Origin of the sequence: Burkholderia sp. E168m15, assembly GCF_016586105.1 — a bacterium.
GTDB classification, from domain to species: Bacteria; Pseudomonadota; Gammaproteobacteria; order Burkholderiales; family Burkholderiaceae; genus Burkholderia; species Burkholderia orbicola.
The window spans coordinates 1-16671 of the sequence record NZ_BCPO01000067.1 but is presented as its reverse complement, the minus strand read 5'-3'; the positions used below and the strand labels follow the sequence as shown (position 1 = coordinate 16671).

Below are 16671 nucleotides of genomic sequence, written 5' to 3'. Positions count from 1 at the left end.
GAGATCGGCGTGAAGGTCGGCGACACGGTCGAGAAGGAACAGTCGCTCGTCACGCTCGAGTCGGACAAGGCGACGATGGACGTGCCGAGCCCGGCCGCCGGCGTCGTGAAGGACATCAAGGTCAAGGTGGGCGATTCGGTGTCGGAAGGCACGCTGATCGTGCTGCTCGAAGCCGCCGGCGCGCCGGCTGCCGCACCGCAGGCCAGCGCACCGGCTCCGGCCGCTGCCGCACCGGCGCCTGCTGCTGCACCGGCACCCGCGCCCGCGAAGGCTGCGCCGGCGCCGGCTGCTGCCGCCCCGGCCGCCGCGCCGTCGGGCGAATACCGCGCCAGCCACGCATCGCCGTCGGTCCGCAAGTTCGCACGCGAACTCGGCGTCGACGTCGCGCGTGTGCAGGGTTCCGGTCCGAAGGGCCGCATTACGAAGGAAGACGTCACGGGCTTCGTGAAGGGCGTGATGACCGGCCAGCGCGCGGCACCCGCCGCGGCAGCCGCACCGGCAGGCGGCGGCGAGCTGAACCTGCTGCCGTGGCCGAAGGTCGATTTCTCGAAGTTCGGCCCGTTCGAGGCGAAGCCGCTGTCGCGCATCAAGAAGATCTCGGGCGCGAACCTGCATCGCAACTGGGTGATGATCCCGCACGTCACGAACAACGACGAAGCGGACATCACCGAGCTCGAAGCGCTGCGCGTCCAACTGAACAAGGAGCACGAAAAGGCGGGCGTGAAGTTCACGATGCTCGCGTTCGTGATCAAGGCAGTCGTCGCCGCGCTGAAGAAATTCCCGACCTTCAACGCGAGCCTCGACGGCGACAACCTCGTGTTCAAGCAGTACTTCCACATCGGTTTCGCGGCCGATACGCCGAACGGCCTCGTCGTGCCGGTGATCCGCGATGCGGACAAGAAGGGCCTCGTCGACATCGCGAAGGAAATGAGCGACCTGTCGAAGGCCGCGCGCGAAGGCAAGCTGAAGCCGGACCAGATGCAAGGCGGCTGCTTCTCGATCTCGTCGCTCGGCGGGATCGGCGGGACGAACTTCACGCCGATCATCAATGCACCGGAAGTGGCGATCCTCGGGTTGTCGCGCGGCCAGATGAAGCCGGTGTGGGACGGCAAGCAGTTCGTGCCGCGGCTCATGCTGCCGCTGTCGCTGTCGTATGACCATCGCGTCATCGATGGCGCGGAAGCCGCGCGGTTCAATGCGTATCTCGGAGCGTTGCTCGGGGATTTCCGTCGCATCATTCTTTGATGAGATGAGGGGCTCGCGGGGGCGTGGGTTGGTTTTTGGTTCTCCACGCCCTTGTCGTTGAACCTGTTTTGCCAACGGTCTGCCAGCGTCGCCCCTGCGCGGGGCGGCGGTCACTTTTCTTTGTCTTCCAAAGAAAAGTAACCAAAAGAAAGGCGCGTCCTTGGGCGGACGGCAAAGGTGGTTCCCGCCCAACGTCGCGTTCTCTTGTCAGGCCGCATGTAGGCAGGTTCCGTCTTTTCGCCAGTCCCTCCCTCTCTCTCTGCAGCTAATCAAGAAGGGGACAGTCATGAGTCTCATCGAAGTCAAGGTTCCGGATATCGGCGATTTCAGCGGCGTCGATGTCATCGAAGTCAACGTCAAACCCGGCGACGTGATCGAAAAAGAGCAAACGCTCATCACGCTCGAATCCGACAAAGCCTCCATGGAAGTGCCCAGCGACGTCGCCGGCACCGTCAAGGAAGTCAAGGTCAAAGCCGGCGAGAAAGTCTCGCAAGGCACCGTCATCGCCATCGTCGAAGCCTCGGCAGGCGCAGCCGCGCCCGCACCCGCGAAAGCACCCGAGGCGCCGAAGCCCGCAGCCGCCGCACCGGCTCCGGCCACCGCCGCGCCGGCGCCTGCGCCGCAAGCCGGCAGCTACAGCGGCGCCGCCGACATCGAGTGCGACATGCTCGTGCTCGGCGCCGGCCCCGGTGGCTACTCGGCCGCGTTCCGCGCCGCCGACCTCGGCATGAAGACCGTACTCGTCGAACGCTATTCGACGCTCGGCGGCGTCTGCCTGAACGTCGGTTGCATCCCGTCGAAGGCGCTGCTGCATACGTCGCTCGTCGTCGAGGAAGCCGCGGCGCTCGCGTCGCACGGCATCACGTTCGGCAAGCCGCAGGTCGATCTCGACAAGCTGCGCGACTTCAAGGGCGGCGTCGTCAAGAAACTGACGACGGGCCTCGCCGGCATGGCGAAGGCACGCAAGGTCGAAGTGGTCACCGGCGTCGGCGCGTTCGTCGATCCGTTCCACATGGAAGTGCAGGGCGAAAACGGCAAGAAAGTCGTCAAGTTCAAGCAGGCCATCATCGCCGCCGGCTCGCAGGCCGTGAAGCTGCCGTTCATGCCGGAAGACCCGCGCGTCGTCGATTCGACGGGCGCGCTCGAACTGCGCCAGTTGCCCAAGCGCATGCTCGTGATCGGCGGCGGCATCATCGGCCTCGAAATGGCCACGGTGTACTCGACGCTCGGCGCCGAGATCGACGTCGTCGAAATGATGGACGGCCTGATGATGGGCGCCGACCGCGATCTCGTGAAGGTCTGGGAAAAGTACAACGCGAAGCGCTTCGGCAACGTGATGCTGAAGACCAAGACGGTCGGCGCGGAAGCGAAGGAAGACGGCATCTACGTGAAGTTCGAGGGCGAGAAGGCGCCGGCGGAAGCGCAGCGCTACGACCTCGTGCTCGTCGCGGTGGGCCGCAGCCCGAACGGCAAGAAGATCGGTGCCGACAAGGCCGGCGTCGCGGTCACCGACCGCGGCTTCATCGACGTCGACAAGCAGATGCGCACGAACGTGCCGCACATCTTCGCGATCGGCGATATCGTCGGCCAGCCGATGCTCGCGCACAAGGCCGTGCATGAAGGCCACGTCGCAGCGGAAGCCGCGCATGGCGAGAAGGCGTACTTCGACGCGCTGCAGATCCCGTCGGTGGCCTACACCGATCCGGAAGTGGCGTGGGCCGGCAAGACCGAAGACCAGTGCAAGGCCGAAGGCATCAAGTACGGCAAGGCCGTGTTCCCGTGGGCCGCTTCGGGCCGCGCGATCGCGAACGGCCGCGACGAAGGCTTTACGAAGCTGATCTTCGACGAGGAAACCCATCGCGTGATCGGCGGCGCGATCGTCGGCCTGAACGCGGGCGACCTGATCAGCGAAGTGTGCCTCGCGGTCGAGATGGGCGCGGACGCGGAAGACATCGGCAAGACGATCCATCCGCACCCGACGCTCGGCGAATCGGTCGGCATGGCCGCCGAGCTGTACGAAGGCGTCTGCACGGACCTGCCGCCGCAGCGCAAGAAGTAACGCGACCGGCACGGCCGGCCACGCGCCGGCCATGACAAAACGCCGTCGCCCGGGTAATCCGGGTGGCGGCGTTTTCTTTTGCGTGGCGCGCGACAGGCTCGAATGTGGCGGGCAGTTGCCGCTCGCGCGCATTCCGGCGCCAGAAACGAAAAAGCCGCGCTGGGCGCGGCTCTTTCAGGAGCAGGGGACGCTTACGCGGCCGGCTTGCTCGAACGACGTGCGGCAGCAGCGGTGGCAGCCTTCGTTGCGACGGCAGCAGCGGCGTTGAAGTTCGTTTCAGCGATTTCCACTGCTTGCTTCGTGGCCTTCTGGACCGTTTCGTACGTGGTGTTCGCAGCGTTCAGCGCCGACTTCAGTGCGGCGACAGCCGTTTCCGAACCGGCCGGGGCGTTCTTCGCGACGTTGTCGACGAGTGCCTGGACCTTCTTGTTCTGCTCTTCGAATTGCGCTTCGGCGACCTTCGCGAACTCGGCTTGCGTCGACGATGCGATTTCGTACAGGTGACGACCGTACGACAGCACCTTTTCCGCGACCGGCTGCGACAGGCTCGCTTGCAGCGCGATCAGTTCCTGCGCGTCCTTCACCGACAGCAGGCGCTGCGCGTTTTCCTGGCTCTCGGTCAGCGTCGACTTCACGACCTGCAGGTTGAGTTCGATCAGCTTTTCGACGCCTTCGAACGCCTTGGTCGTCAGACCGAACAGGCTTTCGAGGTTGGCTTTCTGGGCGGCGGCGATTTGCTCGGGGGTCAGCAAGGACATGTCAGGCTCCTGAAAAGCGATCGCGTCGATCGCAGAATAAAGGGCACTACGCTGGGGAACTTCGGCGCCGCGTGCTTTGTGCAACGCAGCAATGAGGCCTATTTTAGGGCAGAGAACACGGATGTCAAGCACTTTTTGTGCGTTGCACAATCGCGACAAATTATCGATAAAACAACGAGTTATCGCGGTCGTTCGGAATCGGTTTCAGGCTTGTTCCCACATGGTGCGCACGGTGGCGGGGCAAGCGCGCCGCACCATGATCATGCACAGGTAAACCTGACAGGCCCATGGAACGTTATCCTTCTGTTCCTGTCGAAAAACGCGCTGTTTCGATGCGCGTGCCGTGGCGACGTGCCGCCGCCACGGTCGAGACCGGCGCCTGTGGCACGCCGAGCACCGGATACGTACTTTCCCCGCTTTAAATCGCCTCCGAAGTGACGTTATCTCAATTAACCGCGTGGTAATCGGGAGACGGGCGCTGTCGGGCAGTGCATCCCATCGTTTTTTTCGATGGGATCGGAAGGGTCGATTGGCCGGAGGTTGGCCGACTCTTACATTCCGGTTTAAAGACGATCGGTAAGTGCCTAATATTGCTCTTTTTTTCAGCTTTAACTACACTTGCGGAAACCTCCCGCCCGCTTTGTCCAGACCCCAATGAAAGCCGAATCGTTTTCACCGCGCAGATTGTTGCAGAGCATGACGCTCGGCACCGCTGTGTCGGTCGCAGTCGCGTTGCTGGCGACCACCGCGTCCGTCACGCCCGCCGACGCCTTCGCCGCCACTGCGAAGACCCAAGCCGCCAAGAAAAAGGCCGTCGCTCCTGCTTCGTCAGCGAAGAAGAAGTCGGCCAAGGCGACCACCGATAAATCCGCCAAGGTCGCCGCGGCCGATGCGCCGCGCGCGAAAGCGTCGCGCAAGCGCGTGACGCTCGCGGCGAGCAACGTGCACGGCGGCCATCGCGGCGCGGTGCGCAAGGTCGCGTTCCAGCCGCGCCGTCCGACGGTCGGCCAGGCGTTCGGTCTGCACGATACGCCCGACGCGCTCGCGCTGCGCTCCAGCGTCGCGTACGTCGTCGACCAGAATTCCGGCGAGCCGCTGTTCGACAAGAATTCGCACGCGGTCGTGCCGATCGCGTCGATCTCGAAGCTGATGACGGCCATGGTCGTGCTCGACGCGAAGTCGCCGATGACCGACCAGCTCGAAGTCACCGACGAAGACCGCGACTACGAGAAGGGCACGGGCTCGCGCCTGTCGGTGGGCTCGGTGCTGTCGCGCGAGGACATGCTGCACATCGCGCTGATGGCGTCGGAAAACCGTGCGGCGGCCGCGCTGTCGCGTTACTACCCGGGCGGCCGTCCGGCGTTCATCGCGGCGATGAACGCAAAGGCGAAGGCGCTCGGCATGACCGATACGCACTTCGAGAATTCGACCGGCCTGTCGAGCTCGAACGTGTCGAGCGCGCGCGACCTCGTGAAGATGGTCAATGCGGCGTACCAGTACCCGATGATCCGCCAGTTCTCGACCGATCGCACGTACGAGGTGTACACGGGCAAGCGCAACCTGGTCTACAACAGCACCAACGCGCTGATCCGCGGCAACGGTTCGTGGGACATCGGCCTGCAGAAGACGGGCTTCATCAACGAAGCGGGTGAATGCCTCGTGATGCAGGCGACGATCCACGGCCGGCCGATGGTGATGGTGCTGCTGGATTCGTTCGGCAAGTACTCGCGCTTCGCCGACGCCTCGCGCCTGCGCAACTGGCTCGATGCCGGCGGCGGCGAACGCCTGACGGCGGCCAACACGCCGGCCGGCGGCACCTGATCGTGTGCGGCGGTTCGCCGCCGTACCGCACCGGTTGCTGCAACGAAAAAGCCCCGCAATCGCGGGGCTTTTTTTATCCGGCGAAACCGGAATCGGAGCCGGAAGCGGGGCCGACGGCGCGGCTCACGCCTGCCGCTGCAACCCGTCCACGTCCTTTTCGGGCGCCGGCCGGTAGCCGAGCGATTCCGAGATGGTGAGCGCCGTCCGGCTCAACTGGCCGAGCCACGCGTCCTGCAGGCGGTCGGCCGGCGCCGACAGCGACAGGCCCGCGACGAGCTTGCCCGAATCGTCGTAGATGCCGGCCGCGATGCAGCGCACGCCGAGTTCGAGCTCCTCGTTGTCGCGCGCGCACGATTGCTGGCGGACGATCGTCAGCTCGCGCTCGAGCTTCGCGATGTCGGTGATGCTGTTCTGCGTATGGCCGGACAGCCCGGTGCGCGTCGCATAGGCCCGCACGCGCGACGTTTCGTCGGCTGCGAGGAACAGCTTGCCGACCGACGTGAGGTGCAGCGGCGCGCGGCCGCCGATCGCGCGGACGACCTGCATTCCAGAGCGCTCGGAGTACGCGCGCTCGATATAGACGATCTCGTCGCCCTGGCGCACCGACAGGTTCACGGTCTGCCCGGTGAGGCGGTGCAGCTCGCGCATCGGCATCAGCGCCGCGTCGCGCACCGACAGGCGTGCCTTCACGAGGTTGCCGAGCTCGAGCAGCCGCATGCCGAGGCGGTAGGTGCCGGGATCGGAGCGGTCGACGAGGCGGCAGGTCACCATGTCGTTGAGGATGCGGTGCGCGGTCGACGGGTGCAGCTCCGTGCGCTGCGCAAGTTCCTTCAGGCTGACAGGGTCGCTGTGCGCGGCGAGCGCGTCCAGCAACCGCATCATGCGTTCGATCACCTGGATCGACGTTTTTGAATCCGGGGTGGGTTGGCTCATGTCGGGGGAGGAATCGGTTGACGCGTCAAGCGGTGTTGGAACGATTGTATCTCGTATCGTGAAAAAAGCGAACGCCGTTCGAGGAAGTCCTCGTTTCGCGTACCGCGGGCTTGCGCACGGGCCGGCGTTGGTCTTGCCAGCCAAACGTCGGATAATGAGAGCCGTTTTCTCGAAGGAGCACGTATGCGAGTCGGTTTGTTCGTGACCTGCCTGGTCGACCTGATGCGCCCCGAAATCGGCTTTTCGGCGCTCAAGCTGATTCGCGACGCCGGCTACGAAGTGATCGTGCCGCCCGCGCAGACCTGCTGCGGCCAGCCGGCCTACAACTCGGGCGACCGCGCGCTCGCGCGCGATCTCGCGGAAAAGACGCTGCGCGAGTTCGAGCAGTTCGATTACGTCGTCGCGCCGTCGGGTTCGTGCGGCGGGATGATCCGCGCGCACTACGGCGACCTGTTCCGCGACGATCCCGAACTGATGGGGCGTTACACGCGGTTCCAGCAGAAAGTCCACGAATTGACCGATTTTCTCGCGAACGTCGCGAAGGTGTCGCTCGCGCCGGGCGAATTCACCGGCCCGGTCACCTATCACGATTCGTGCTCGGGCCTGCGCGAGCTCGGCGTGAAGGCGCAGCCGCGTGCGCTGCTCGCGCAGCGCGGCGTCGCGGTGACCGAGATGAAGGATTGCGAGCACTGTTGCGGCTTCGGCGGCACGTTCTCGGTGAAATACGGCGACATCTCGGCGGCCATCGCGGACGAGAAATGCGCGAACGTGCGCGCGTCGGGCGCGGGCACCGTCGTGCTCGGCGATCTCGGCTGCATGCTGAACATCGAAGGGCGGTTGCGCCGCACCGGCGACCGCGACACGCGCGTGCTGCACGTCGCGCAGGTGCTGGCGGGCGACGTCTGACGCCCGGTTCCGCTCACTTTTCCCCGATACCGCGATGCAAGTCCAATCGATGCATTTCAAGGCGCGCGCCGGCCAGAAGCTGGCCGACCAGCGCCTGCAGCAGAACCTGAAGAAGCTGTCGACGAAGTTCGTGTCCGCGCGCGCCGACGCGATGACGCTGATCGACTTCCCGGCCACGCGCGCCGCGCTCAAGGCGCGCCGCAACCGCGCGCTGGAGCATCTCGACGTGTGGCTCGAGGCATTCGAGCGCGAGGCGACGCGGCGCGGCACGACGGTGCTGTTCGCGGAAACGACCGCGGACGCCGCGCGGCTCGTGGCCGACATTGCACGCCGGCACGACGTGAAGAAGGTCATCAAGACCAAGTCGATGGTGTCCGAGGAAATGCGCCTGAACGCGGTGCTCGCCGAGATGGGCGTGCAATCGATCGAGACGGACCTCGGCGAATACATCCTGCAGATCAACGACAACGAGCCGCCGAGCCACATCATCGCGCCCGTCGTGCACAAGGACAAGGACGAGATCGCCGACCTGTTCGCACGCACGCACCAGCGCGAGCGGCTCACCGAGATTCCGGACATGACGCGCGAGGCGCGCGAGGTGCTGCGCCCGCATTTCATGTCGGCCGACATGGGCGTGACGGGCGGCAACTTCGTGATTGCCGAGACGGGCTCGGTCGCGATCGTGACGAACGAAGGGAACGAGGGGATGTGCACGGTGATGCCGCGCGTGCATGTCGCGGTGACCGGCATCGAGAAGGTGTTGCCGACCCTCGAGGATCTCGCGACCGCGATGCGCCTGCTGCCGCGTTCCGCGACCGGGCAGAAGACGTCGAATTATTTCTCGCTGCTGACCGGGCCGCGCGGGCCGGGCGACGAAGACGGCCCCGAGCACAACTACGTGGTGCTCGTCGACGGCGGCCGCACGGGCCTGATCGGCGGCGAATTCCAGGAGATGCTGCGCTGCATCCGCTGCGGCGCCTGCATGAACCATTGCCCGGTGTACCAGAAGGTCGGCGGCCACGCGTACGGCTGGGTCTATCCGGGGCCGATGGGCTCGGTGCTGACGCCGAGCTACGTCGGGCTCGACCGCACGCTCGACCTGCCGCAGGCGGCGACGCTGTGCGGCGAATGCGACAGCGTCTGCCCGGCCGGGATTCCGTTGTCGCACCTGTTGCGCACGCTGCGCGAGAAGCAGGTCGAGCGCCACCTGCGGCCATGGCGCGAGCGCGCGGCGCTCGCCGCGTGGGGTTTCTTCGCCCGGCGGCCGCTGCTGTATGCGCTGACGACCAAGCTCGCGGTGCGCATCCTCGAGCGGCTGGGCGGCGACGGCGGCATGCTGCGGCGCCTGCCGATGATGGGCGGCTGGATGGATACGCGCGACATGCCGACGCCGACCGGGCGCACCTTCCGCGAGCTGTATGCGGCGTCGCAAAGCCATCTCGGCTGACACTGTTCAGCGGGCAGCAACAGTGCGTTCGCTATTTGTATATTTATCTCGATAGATGCGATCTATAGAATCTCGTCTGTAGTCCCCGGAATTGGGTTTCGGGGTACGAGGTCAAGGAGGTCCGCATCATGAAAAAGACAATATCGATGTACTGGCCGCTGGCAATCGTGGTTCCGCTGGCAGCGGTTGCCTATCTGCATGCGATGGCCGGTGCGCCGTCGCGCGGCCCGCTCGCGGTTCACCAGGCGTCCGCCGAACTGGCGCGCGCGGTGTCGTTCGGGCTGGTCGGCGACGCGGCACAGCCGCTGCCGGCGGCGTCCGGCGACATGGTGCTCGCTGCGCCGAAGGCGCTGTAAGGCAGGGCGCCGTCGCTTTGCGCGACGGCGCGATTTCGGCCGCCTTTGTATAATGGCGTGTTCTTCTCCCACGCGGTCCGCCGCGGCTTTTCGATAGTGCGATGACCCGCGTTGCGATCTGTTTCGTCTGTCTCGGCAACATCTGCCGTTCGCCCACCGCGGAAGGCGTGATGCGCCACCAGGTCGACGCGGCCGCGCTGGCCGACCGGATCGCGATCGATTCGGCCGGCACCGGCGACTGGCACGTGGGCGAGCCGCCCGATACGCGGGCGCAGGCGGCGGCCCGCAGCCGCGGCTACGATCTGTCGGCGCTGCGCGCCCGGCAGGTGAGCGCGGCGGATTTCGAACAATTCGACCTGCTGCTCGCGATGGACGAGGCGAATCTCGCCGAACTGCGCCGCCGTTGCCCGCCGCAGCACCGCGAGAAAGTGCGCCTGTTGATGGAATTCGCGCCGGGCGCGACCGAAACCGAAGTGGCCGATCCGTATTTCGGCGGCGCGCAAGGCTTCGAGCAGGTGCTCGACCAGGTCGAGCGCGCATGCGCGGGTCTGCTGGAGACGCTGCGCGCACGCACGGCGCACTGACCGCACGCTATTCAGCGGCCTGCGAATACCCTTTCAAAGACATGGATACTTGACTAAAAACGTCAAATATTTATACTTGACCAAAATCGTCAAGATTGCAGTCCCCTAGACACCATGAGACTCACCACCAAAGGCCGTTTCGCCGTCACGGCGATGATTGACTTGGCACTGCGCCAGGAGCAGGGCCCGGTGACGCTTGCAGGCATCAGCCAGCGCCAGCGGATTTCGCTCTCGTATCTCGAACAGCTGTTCGGCAAGCTGCGCAGGCATGAAATCGTCGAATCCGTGCGCGGCCCGGGCGGCGGCTACAACCTCGCGCGTCGCGCGCAGGACGTCACCGTTGCCGACATCATCATCGCGGTCGATGAACCGCTCGACGCCACGCAGTGCGGCGGCAAAGGCACGTGCGACGGCTCGAAGCAGCCCGACGGCCATTGCATGACGCACGAGCTGTGGTCGACGCTGAACCAGAAGATGGTCGAATACCTCGATTCGGTGTCGCTGCAGGATCTCGTCGATCAGCAGCGCGCACGCGAGGGCGCCCCCGCGGTGCTGCGCGACCGTCGCGCGCCGGAGCCCGTCGCCGCACCGGCCGAGCCCGTGCGCACGATGCCGCTCGGCCCCAATTCGGTGTTCAACATCGCGAGTTCGTGAGCGCGAAAGCGCCCGCCATACCCCATAACGCACATAGTCCCTGCACAGAATACCCGGAGCGACAGATGACCCAAGAGACTCTCCACCTGCCCATCTATATGGATTACAGCGCGACGACGCCCGTCGATCCGCGCGTGGTCGACAAGATGGTGCCGTACTTGCGCGAGCAGTTCGGCAACCCGGCGTCGCGCAGCCACGCTTACGGCTGGGACGCGGAGCGTGCAGTCGAGGAAGCGCGCGAACAGGTGGCCGCACTCGTGAACGCCGACCCGCGCGAGATCATCTGGACGTCCGGCGCCACGGAGTCGGACAACCTCGCGATCAAGGGCGCCGCGAACTTCTACAAGGGCAAGGGCAAGCACATCATCACGGTGAAGACCGAGCACAAGGCCGTGCTCGATACGTGCCGCGAGCTCGAGCGCGACGGTTTCGAAGTCACCTATCTCGACGTGAAGGATGACGGCCTGATCGACCTCGACGTGTTCAAGGCCGCGCTGCGCCCGGACACGATCCTCGTGTCGGTGATGCACGTGAACAACGAGATCGGCGTGATCCAGGACATCGAGACGATCGGCGAAATCTGCCGCGAGAAGGGCATCGTGTTCCACGTCGATGCCGCGCAGTCGACCGGCAAGGTCGCGATCGACCTCGCGAAGCTGAAGGTCGACCTGATGTCGTTCTCGGCACACAAGACCTACGGCCCGAAGGGCATCGGCGCACTGTACGTGCGCCGCAAGCCGCGCGTGCGCATCGAAGCGCAGATGCACGGCGGCGGTCACGAGCGCGGCATGCGTTCGGGCACGCTGCCGACGCACCAGATCGTCGGCATGGGTGAAGCGTTCCGCATCGCGCGCGAGGAAATGGCGACCGAGAACGAGCGCATCCGCATGCTGCGCGACAAGCTGCTGCGCGGCCTGTCGCAGATCGAGGAAACCTACGTGAACGGCGACATGGATCACCGTGTCCCGCACAACCTGAACATCAGCTTCAACTTCGTCGAAGGCGAGTCGCTGATCATGGCGATCAAGGACGTCGCGGTGTCGTCGGGCTCCGCGTGCACGTCGGCGTCGCTGGAGCCGTCGTACGTGCTGCGTGCGCTCGGCCGCAACGACGAGCTCGCGCACAGCTCGATCCGCTTCACGGTCGGCCGTTTCACGACGGAGCAGGAAGTCGACTTCGTGATCAACCTGCTGAACAGCAAGATCGCGAAGCTGCGCGAACTGTCGCCGCTCTGGGAAATGCACCAGGAAGGCATCGATCTGTCGACGATCGAATGGGCCGCACACTGATACCGCATTGAATGCAACCGCGGGCGGATTGACGCACGCAGACGTAACGAGTCAAGGAGTCTGAGTCATGTCTTACAGCAACAAGGTTCTGGATCACTACGAAAACCCGCGCAACGTCGGTTCGTTCGCGAAGGACGACGACACGGTCGGCACGGGCATGGTCGGCGCGCCGGCATGCGGCGACGTGATGAAGCTGCAGATCCGCGTCGGCGCGGACGGCGTGATCGAAGACGCGAAGTTCAAGACCTACGGTTGCGGTTCGGCGATCGCATCGAGCTCGCTCGTCACCGAATGGGTGAAGGGCAAGACGCTCGACGAGGCACTGTCGATCAAGAACACGCAGATCGCCGAAGAACTCGCGCTGCCGCCGGTGAAGATTCACTGCTCGATCCTCGCGGAAGACGCGATCAAGGCAGCCGTGGCCGACTACAAGAAGCGCCACGACACCAAGGAAAGCGATCAGGCAGCAGCCTGAGCGGCATCGAGCGGCTAGGGAAGGAAACGCGGGGCCTCCGAGTGGGGCGCCGCGGCAAGGACATCATGGCAATTACACTGACCGAAAAAGCAGCACAGCACGTTCAGAAATACCTCGTCCGTCGCGGCAAGGGTGTGGGCCTGCGGCTTGGCGTTCGTACGACCGGGTGCTCGGGGCTCGCGTACAAGCTCGAGTATGTCGACGATCTGGCTCCCGAGGATCAGGTGTTCGAGAGCCATGGCGTGAAGGTCGTCGTCGATCCGAAGAGCCTCGCGTATATCGACGGCACCGAGCTCGACTTCGCCCGCGAAGGCCTGAACGAAGGGTTCAAGTTCAACAACCCGAACGTGAAGGACGAGTGCGGGTGCGGGGAATCGTTCCGCGTGTGACGCGGCTCCCTCCGCGCGATGCGGGCAAGAGGCGGCACGGGCCGCCTTTTTAATGTGCGGCGTTTGCCGCACGACGAACCGGAATTGAACGCGACGATGGTTTCGCTGAAAGACAGCCATTTCGATCTGTTTCACCTGCCGGCGCAATTCGCGCTCGACGAGACGGCGCTCGACGCCGCCTACCGGACGGTGCAGACGCAGGTGCATCCCGACCGCTTCGCGGCGGCCGGCGACGCGCAAAAGCGTATCGCGATGCAATGGGCCACTCGCGCGAACGAGGCGTACCGCACGCTGCGCGATCCGTTGAAGCGCGCGTCCTATCTGCTGTCGCTGCGCGGTGTCGACATCGGCGCGGAAAACAACACGGCGATGGAGCCTGCGTTCCTGATGCAGCAGATGGAGTGGCGCGAGGGCATCGAGGATGCCGCGGCCGCCCGCAACGTCGACGCGCTCGATGCGCTGCTCGCCGAGCTGCGCGACGAGAAGCGCGTGCGCGTCGAGCGCCTCGGCACGCTGCTCGACAGCGGCGCCGACCAGGCCGCCGCGGAAGCCGTGCGCCAGCTGATGTTCATCGAACGGGTCGCGTCGGAAGTGGGCGCGCAGATCGAGCGCCTCGAAACTTAACCGCGTGCCTTGCGGCACGCGCAGCAAACGGGCCGAGCGCCCGAACGAACCAAGATGGCTTTACTGCAAATTTCCGAACCGGGCATGGCGCCGGCGCCGCACCAGCGGCGACTCGCCGTCGGGATCGATCTCGGCACGACGAACTCGCTGGTCGCCGCCGTGCGCAACAGCGTGCCCGAAGTCCTGCCGGACGAAGCGGGCCGCGTGCTGCTGCCGTCGGTGGTCCGTTACCTCGAGAAGGGCGGCCGCCGCATCGGCCACGAAGCGAAGGAGCAGGCCGCGACCGATCCGCGCAACACGATCGTGTCGGTCAAGCGCTTCATGGGCCGCGGCAAGGCCGAGGTCGAAGGCGCGGCGAACGCGCCGTACGAATTCGTCGATGCGCCGGGCATGGTGCAGATCCGTACGATCGACGGCGTGAAGAGCCCGGTCGAAGTGTCGGCCGAGATTCTCGCGACGCTGCGTTATCGCGCGGAAGATTCGCTCGGCGACGATCTGGTCGGCGCGGTGATCACGGTGCCCGCTTACTTCGACGATGCGCAGCGCCAGGCGACCAAGGATGCCGCGCGTCTCGCGGGCCTCAACGTGCTGCGCCTGCTGAACGAACCGACCGCCGCGGCGATTGCCTATGGCCTCGACAACGCGGCCGAAGGCCTGTACGCGGTGTACGACCTCGGCGGCGGCACGTTCGACCTGTCGATCCTGAAGCTGACCAAGGGCGTGTTCGAGGTGCTGGCCGCGGGCGGCGATTCCGCGCTCGGCGGCGACGATTTCGACCACGCGCTGTTCGGCCACGTGCTCGCGCAGGCCGGGATCGACGCGAAGACGCTCGCGCCCGAAGATGTGCGCCTGCTGCTCGATCGGGTGCGCGTGCTGAAGGAAGCGCTGTCGTCGGCGCCCGAAGCGGCGCTCGACGTGACGCTGTCGAGCGGCGCACACCTCGTGCAGACGATTTCGCACGATACCTTCGCGTCGCTCGTCGAGCCGCTCGTGCAGCGCACGCTCACGCCGACCCGCAAGGCGCTGCGCGATGCGCAGGTCACGCCGGCCGACATCAAGGGCGTCGTGCTCGTCGGTGGCGCGACGCGCATGCCGGTGATCCGCGACGCGGTCGCCAAGTATTTCGGCCAGCCGCCGCTCGTGAACCTCGACCCGGACCAGGTCGTCGCGCTCGGCGCGGCGATCCAGGCCGATCTGCTCGCGGGCAATCGCGGCACCGGCGACGACTGGCTGCTGCTCGACGTGATTCCGCTATCGCTCGGTGTCGAGACGATGGGCGGCCTCGTCGAGAAGATCATTCCGCGCAATTCGACGATTCCGATCGCGCGTGCGCAGGAATTCACGACCTTCAAGGACGGCCAGACCGCGATGGCGATCCACGTCGTGCAGGGCGAGCGCGAGCTCGTCGCCGACTGCCGGTCACTCGCGCGCTTCGAGCTGCGCGGCATTCCGCCGATGACGGCGGGCGCCGCGCGCATTCGCGTGACGTATCAAGTCGACGCGGACGGCCTGCTGTCGGTGTTCGCACGCGAGCAGTTGTCGGGCGTCGAGGCATCGGTCGTCGTGAAGCCGTCGTACGGCCTCGCCGACGACGACATCGCGAAGATGCTGGAAGACAGCTTCAAGACCGCCGAAATCGACATGCGGGCCCGCGCGCTGCGCGAAGCGCAGGTCGAGGCCGAACGGATGCTCGAGGCGACGCAGGCCGCGCTGGCGGCCGACGGCGAACTGCTCGAGGCCGACGAGCGCGCGCAGGTCGACGCGCTGGCCGCGGCGTTGCGCGCGGTCGCGCAGGGCGACGATACGCAGGCGATCGAAGCGGCGACCAAGGCGCTGGCCGACGGTACCGACGAATTTGCGGCGCGCCGGATGGACAAGAGCATCAAGCGCGCGCTGTCGGGCCGCCGGCTCGACGAGATCTGAACCCACGAACCGCGCATCGGCCGGCAACGGCCCGCGCGATGATGAACGTGCGGCGCGCGGCGCCGCACCCTGACTGACGGAACGAACATGCCTCAACTGGTGGTGCTGCCTCACGTCGAACTGTGCCCGGACGGCGCGGTGATCGACGCGACGCCCGGCAAGAGTATCTGCGACAACCTGCTCGATCACGGGATCGAGATCGAACATGCATGCGAGAAGTCGTGCGCATGCACGACGTGCCACGTGGTGATCCGCGAAGGCTTCAACGATCTGACGCCGTCCGAGGAGGACGAGGACGATCTGCTGGACAAGGCGTGGGGCCTCGAGCCGACGTCGCGTCTGTCGTGCCAGGCGATCGTGAAGGAAGATTCGGACCTGGTGGTCGAGATCCCGAAGTACTCGATCAACCACGCGAAGGAAAATCACTGACAGGAACCGGAGGCAGGCGATGAAATGGACCGATTCGCGTGAAATAGCCATTGCGCTGGCGGACAAGCACCCCGACATCGACCCGCAGCGGATCAACTTCGTCGACCTGCGCCAGTGGGTGCTCGAGCTCGACGGCTTCGACGACGATCCGACGCATTCCGGCGAGAAGATCCTCGAGGCGATCCAGGCACACTGGATCGACGAATCGGATTTCGACGACGAGGACTGATCGACCCCGACCCGAACGGCCACGGCGTGCGCTGCAACGGTGCACGCCGCGTCAATGAAAACGGCTCGTGAGCGCTTGCTCGCGAGCCGTTTTCGTTTTGGGCGACGCCGCGCACGACGTGCAGGCAGCGGGACGCCGGCGACTACACGATCAGTTTCAAGCGCCGACCAGCGTGCCGTTCTCGATCCGCACGCGCTGACCCTGGCCGAACGGCGGCGGGTTGTGGTACGTGAACGTGCGCGTCGCGCCGCTTTCCATCTGCACTTGCACCTGATAGTCGGTTTCCGCGCGGACCTGCTTCTCGACCTGGTTGCCGGCGAGACCGCCGCCCAGCGCGCCGATGATCGTCATCGCGGTGCGGCCGTTGCCGTTACCGAACTGGTTGCCGAGCAGGCCACCGGCCGCTGCGCCGCCCACGGCGCCGATCCCCGAGCTCTGGCCCGGCGTGCGCGTCTGCGTGATCGCGACGACCGTACCGCAGCTCTGGCAGTAGGCCTGCGCCGGCGCCGACGGCTGCTGCGCGTATTGCGGCGGCTGCGGCGCGGTCGTG

At 65.7% G+C, this 16671-nt stretch carries 18 protein-coding genes; 15 read left to right on the top strand and 3 right to left on the bottom strand.

Annotation, left to right across the window (positions count from 1 at the left end):
- Both aceF and lpdA read left to right on the top strand, forming a co-directional pair.
- The coding region (aceF, locus tag JMF86_RS10590; RefSeq protein WP_201316991.1) for a dihydrolipoyllysine-residue acetyltransferase at positions 1–1245 on the top strand (1245 nt) is incomplete at its 5' end.
- A gap of 286 nt (positions 1246–1531) precedes the next feature.
- Positions 1532–3304 carry a dihydrolipoyl dehydrogenase gene (gene lpdA, locus JMF86_RS10585; protein WP_054927962.1) on the top strand — a complete coding sequence of 591 codons (1773 nt, stop codon included), beginning with the start codon at positions 1532–1534 and terminating at the stop codon, positions 3302–3304.
- 191 nt (positions 3305–3495) lie between these two features.
- Here lpdA and JMF86_RS10580 read toward each other — a convergent pair whose 3' ends face one another.
- Positions 3496–4062 carry a phasin family protein gene (locus JMF86_RS10580; RefSeq protein WP_006478382.1) on the bottom strand — a complete coding sequence of 189 codons (567 nt, stop codon included), beginning with the start codon at positions 4060–4062 and terminating at the stop codon, positions 3496–3498.
- A 654-nt stretch (positions 4063–4716) separates the two neighbouring features.
- Here JMF86_RS10580 and pbpG point away from each other — a divergent pair.
- Positions 4717–5883: a D-alanyl-D-alanine endopeptidase gene (gene pbpG / locus JMF86_RS10575; RefSeq protein ID WP_011549454.1), complete on the top strand. Its 1167-nt coding sequence runs from the start codon at positions 4717–4719 to the stop codon at positions 5881–5883.
- Positions 5884–6006: 123 nt separating this feature from the next.
- On the opposite strand, the gene JMF86_RS10570 is transcribed toward pbpG, so the two are convergent.
- On the bottom strand, positions 6007–6816 hold the full coding sequence (locus JMF86_RS10570) for an IclR family transcriptional regulator (protein WP_006478384.1): 810 nt from the start codon (positions 6814–6816) through the stop codon (positions 6007–6009).
- Between the two features lie 183 nt (positions 6817–6999).
- Between JMF86_RS10570 and JMF86_RS10565 the strand changes: the two genes are divergently transcribed.
- The 12 genes from JMF86_RS10565 (at position 7000) to iscX (ending at position 16121) form a co-directional block, all read left to right on the top strand.
- A complete protein-coding gene (locus JMF86_RS10565; RefSeq protein ID WP_006478385.1) occupies positions 7000–7722 on the top strand; it encodes a (Fe-S)-binding protein in 723 nt (240 codons plus the stop codon).
- 34 nt (positions 7723–7756) lie between these two features.
- Positions 7757–9169, top strand: coding sequence for a lactate utilization protein B (locus tag JMF86_RS10560; RefSeq protein ID WP_201316990.1), 1413 nt, complete (start codon positions 7757–7759; stop codon positions 9167–9169).
- A 128-nt stretch (positions 9170–9297) separates the two neighbouring features.
- Entirely contained in the window at positions 9298–9525 is a 228-nt protein-coding gene (locus JMF86_RS10555; RefSeq protein WP_006478387.1) for a hypothetical protein, read from the top strand.
- A 101-nt stretch (positions 9526–9626) separates the two neighbouring features.
- Positions 9627–10109, top strand: coding sequence for a low molecular weight protein-tyrosine-phosphatase (locus JMF86_RS10550; RefSeq protein ID WP_011549458.1), 483 nt, complete (start codon positions 9627–9629; stop codon positions 10107–10109).
- A 114-nt stretch (positions 10110–10223) separates the two neighbouring features.
- Positions 10224–10763 (top strand): Fe-S cluster assembly transcriptional regulator IscR, encoded by a 540-nt coding sequence (gene iscR / locus JMF86_RS10545; RefSeq protein ID WP_006401955.1) that lies wholly within the window; start codon positions 10224–10226, stop codon positions 10761–10763.
- A gap of 65 nt (positions 10764–10828) precedes the next feature.
- Positions 10829–12052, top strand: coding sequence for an IscS subfamily cysteine desulfurase (locus tag JMF86_RS10540; RefSeq protein WP_011549460.1), 1224 nt, complete (start codon positions 10829–10831; stop codon positions 12050–12052).
- A gap of 67 nt (positions 12053–12119) precedes the next feature.
- The gene (gene iscU / locus JMF86_RS10535) at positions 12120–12527 is read left to right on the top strand and encodes a Fe-S cluster assembly scaffold IscU (protein WP_006478389.1); all 408 of its coding nucleotides are present in this window, start codon (positions 12120–12122) and stop codon (positions 12525–12527) included.
- Between the two features lie 65 nt (positions 12528–12592).
- On the top strand, positions 12593–12916 hold the full coding sequence (gene iscA / locus JMF86_RS10530; RefSeq protein ID WP_011549461.1) for an iron-sulfur cluster assembly protein IscA: 324 nt from the start codon (positions 12593–12595) through the stop codon (positions 12914–12916).
- 96 nt (positions 12917–13012) lie between these two features.
- Positions 13013–13540 carry a Fe-S protein assembly co-chaperone HscB gene (gene hscB / locus JMF86_RS10525; protein ID WP_006491598.1) on the top strand — a complete coding sequence of 176 codons (528 nt, stop codon included), beginning with the start codon at positions 13013–13015 and terminating at the stop codon, positions 13538–13540.
- A gap of 54 nt (positions 13541–13594) precedes the next feature.
- Positions 13595–15463, top strand: a complete 1869-nt coding sequence (hscA, locus tag JMF86_RS10520) for a Fe-S protein assembly chaperone HscA (protein WP_054927961.1) — start codon at positions 13595–13597, stop codon at positions 15461–15463.
- 87 nt (positions 15464–15550) lie between these two features.
- Positions 15551–15892, top strand: a complete 342-nt coding sequence (gene fdx, locus JMF86_RS10515; RefSeq protein ID WP_006478392.1) for an ISC system 2Fe-2S type ferredoxin — start codon at positions 15551–15553, stop codon at positions 15890–15892.
- A gap of 19 nt (positions 15893–15911) precedes the next feature.
- The gene (iscX, locus tag JMF86_RS10510) at positions 15912–16121 is read left to right on the top strand and encodes a Fe-S cluster assembly protein IscX (protein ID WP_006478393.1); all 210 of its coding nucleotides are present in this window, start codon (positions 15912–15914) and stop codon (positions 16119–16121) included.
- Between the two features lie 156 nt (positions 16122–16277).
- Here the strand turns inward: iscX and JMF86_RS10505 are convergent.
- Positions 16278–16671: glycine zipper 2TM domain-containing protein (locus JMF86_RS10505; RefSeq protein ID WP_201316989.1), on the bottom strand; the 394-nt coding region annotated here is incomplete at its 5' end.

What these genes read in the sequence shown, in the direction of transcription:
- JMF86_RS10560 (WP_201316990.1), top strand. Translation starts at nt 7,757, where the DNA reads ATGCAAGTCCAATCGATGCATTTCAAGGCGCGCGCCGGCCAGAAGCTG.
- JMF86_RS10555 (WP_006478387.1), top strand. Translation starts at nt 9,298, where the DNA reads ATGAAAAAGACAATATCGATGTACTGGCCGCTGGCAATCGTGGTTCCG.
- hscB (WP_006491598.1), top strand. Translation starts at nt 13,013, where the DNA reads ATGGTTTCGCTGAAAGACAGCCATTTCGATCTGTTTCACCTGCCGGCG.
- JMF86_RS10580 (WP_006478382.1), bottom strand. Translation starts at nt 4,062, where the DNA reads ATGTCCTTGCTGACCCCCGAGCAAATCGCCGCCGCCCAGAAAGCCAAC.
- lpdA (WP_054927962.1), top strand. Translation starts at nt 1,532, where the DNA reads ATGAGTCTCATCGAAGTCAAGGTTCCGGATATCGGCGATTTCAGCGGC.
- iscA (WP_011549461.1), top strand. Translation starts at nt 12,593, where the DNA reads ATGGCAATTACACTGACCGAAAAAGCAGCACAGCACGTTCAGAAATAC.
- iscU (WP_006478389.1), top strand. Translation starts at nt 12,120, where the DNA reads ATGTCTTACAGCAACAAGGTTCTGGATCACTACGAAAACCCGCGCAAC.
- iscR (WP_006401955.1), top strand. Translation starts at nt 10,224, where the DNA reads ATGAGACTCACCACCAAAGGCCGTTTCGCCGTCACGGCGATGATTGAC.
- iscX (WP_006478393.1), top strand. Translation starts at nt 15,912, where the DNA reads ATGAAATGGACCGATTCGCGTGAAATAGCCATTGCGCTGGCGGACAAG.
- hscA (WP_054927961.1), top strand. Translation starts at nt 13,595, where the DNA reads ATGGCTTTACTGCAAATTTCCGAACCGGGCATGGCGCCGGCGCCGCAC.
- JMF86_RS10540 (WP_011549460.1), top strand. Translation starts at nt 10,829, where the DNA reads ATGACCCAAGAGACTCTCCACCTGCCCATCTATATGGATTACAGCGCG.
- fdx (WP_006478392.1), top strand. Translation starts at nt 15,551, where the DNA reads ATGCCTCAACTGGTGGTGCTGCCTCACGTCGAACTGTGCCCGGACGGC.
- pbpG (WP_011549454.1), top strand. Translation starts at nt 4,717, where the DNA reads ATGAAAGCCGAATCGTTTTCACCGCGCAGATTGTTGCAGAGCATGACG.
- JMF86_RS10570 (WP_006478384.1), bottom strand. Translation starts at nt 6,816, where the DNA reads ATGAGCCAACCCACCCCGGATTCAAAAACGTCGATCCAGGTGATCGAA.
- JMF86_RS10565 (WP_006478385.1), top strand. Translation starts at nt 7,000, where the DNA reads ATGCGAGTCGGTTTGTTCGTGACCTGCCTGGTCGACCTGATGCGCCCC.
- JMF86_RS10550 (WP_011549458.1), top strand. Translation starts at nt 9,627, where the DNA reads ATGACCCGCGTTGCGATCTGTTTCGTCTGTCTCGGCAACATCTGCCGT.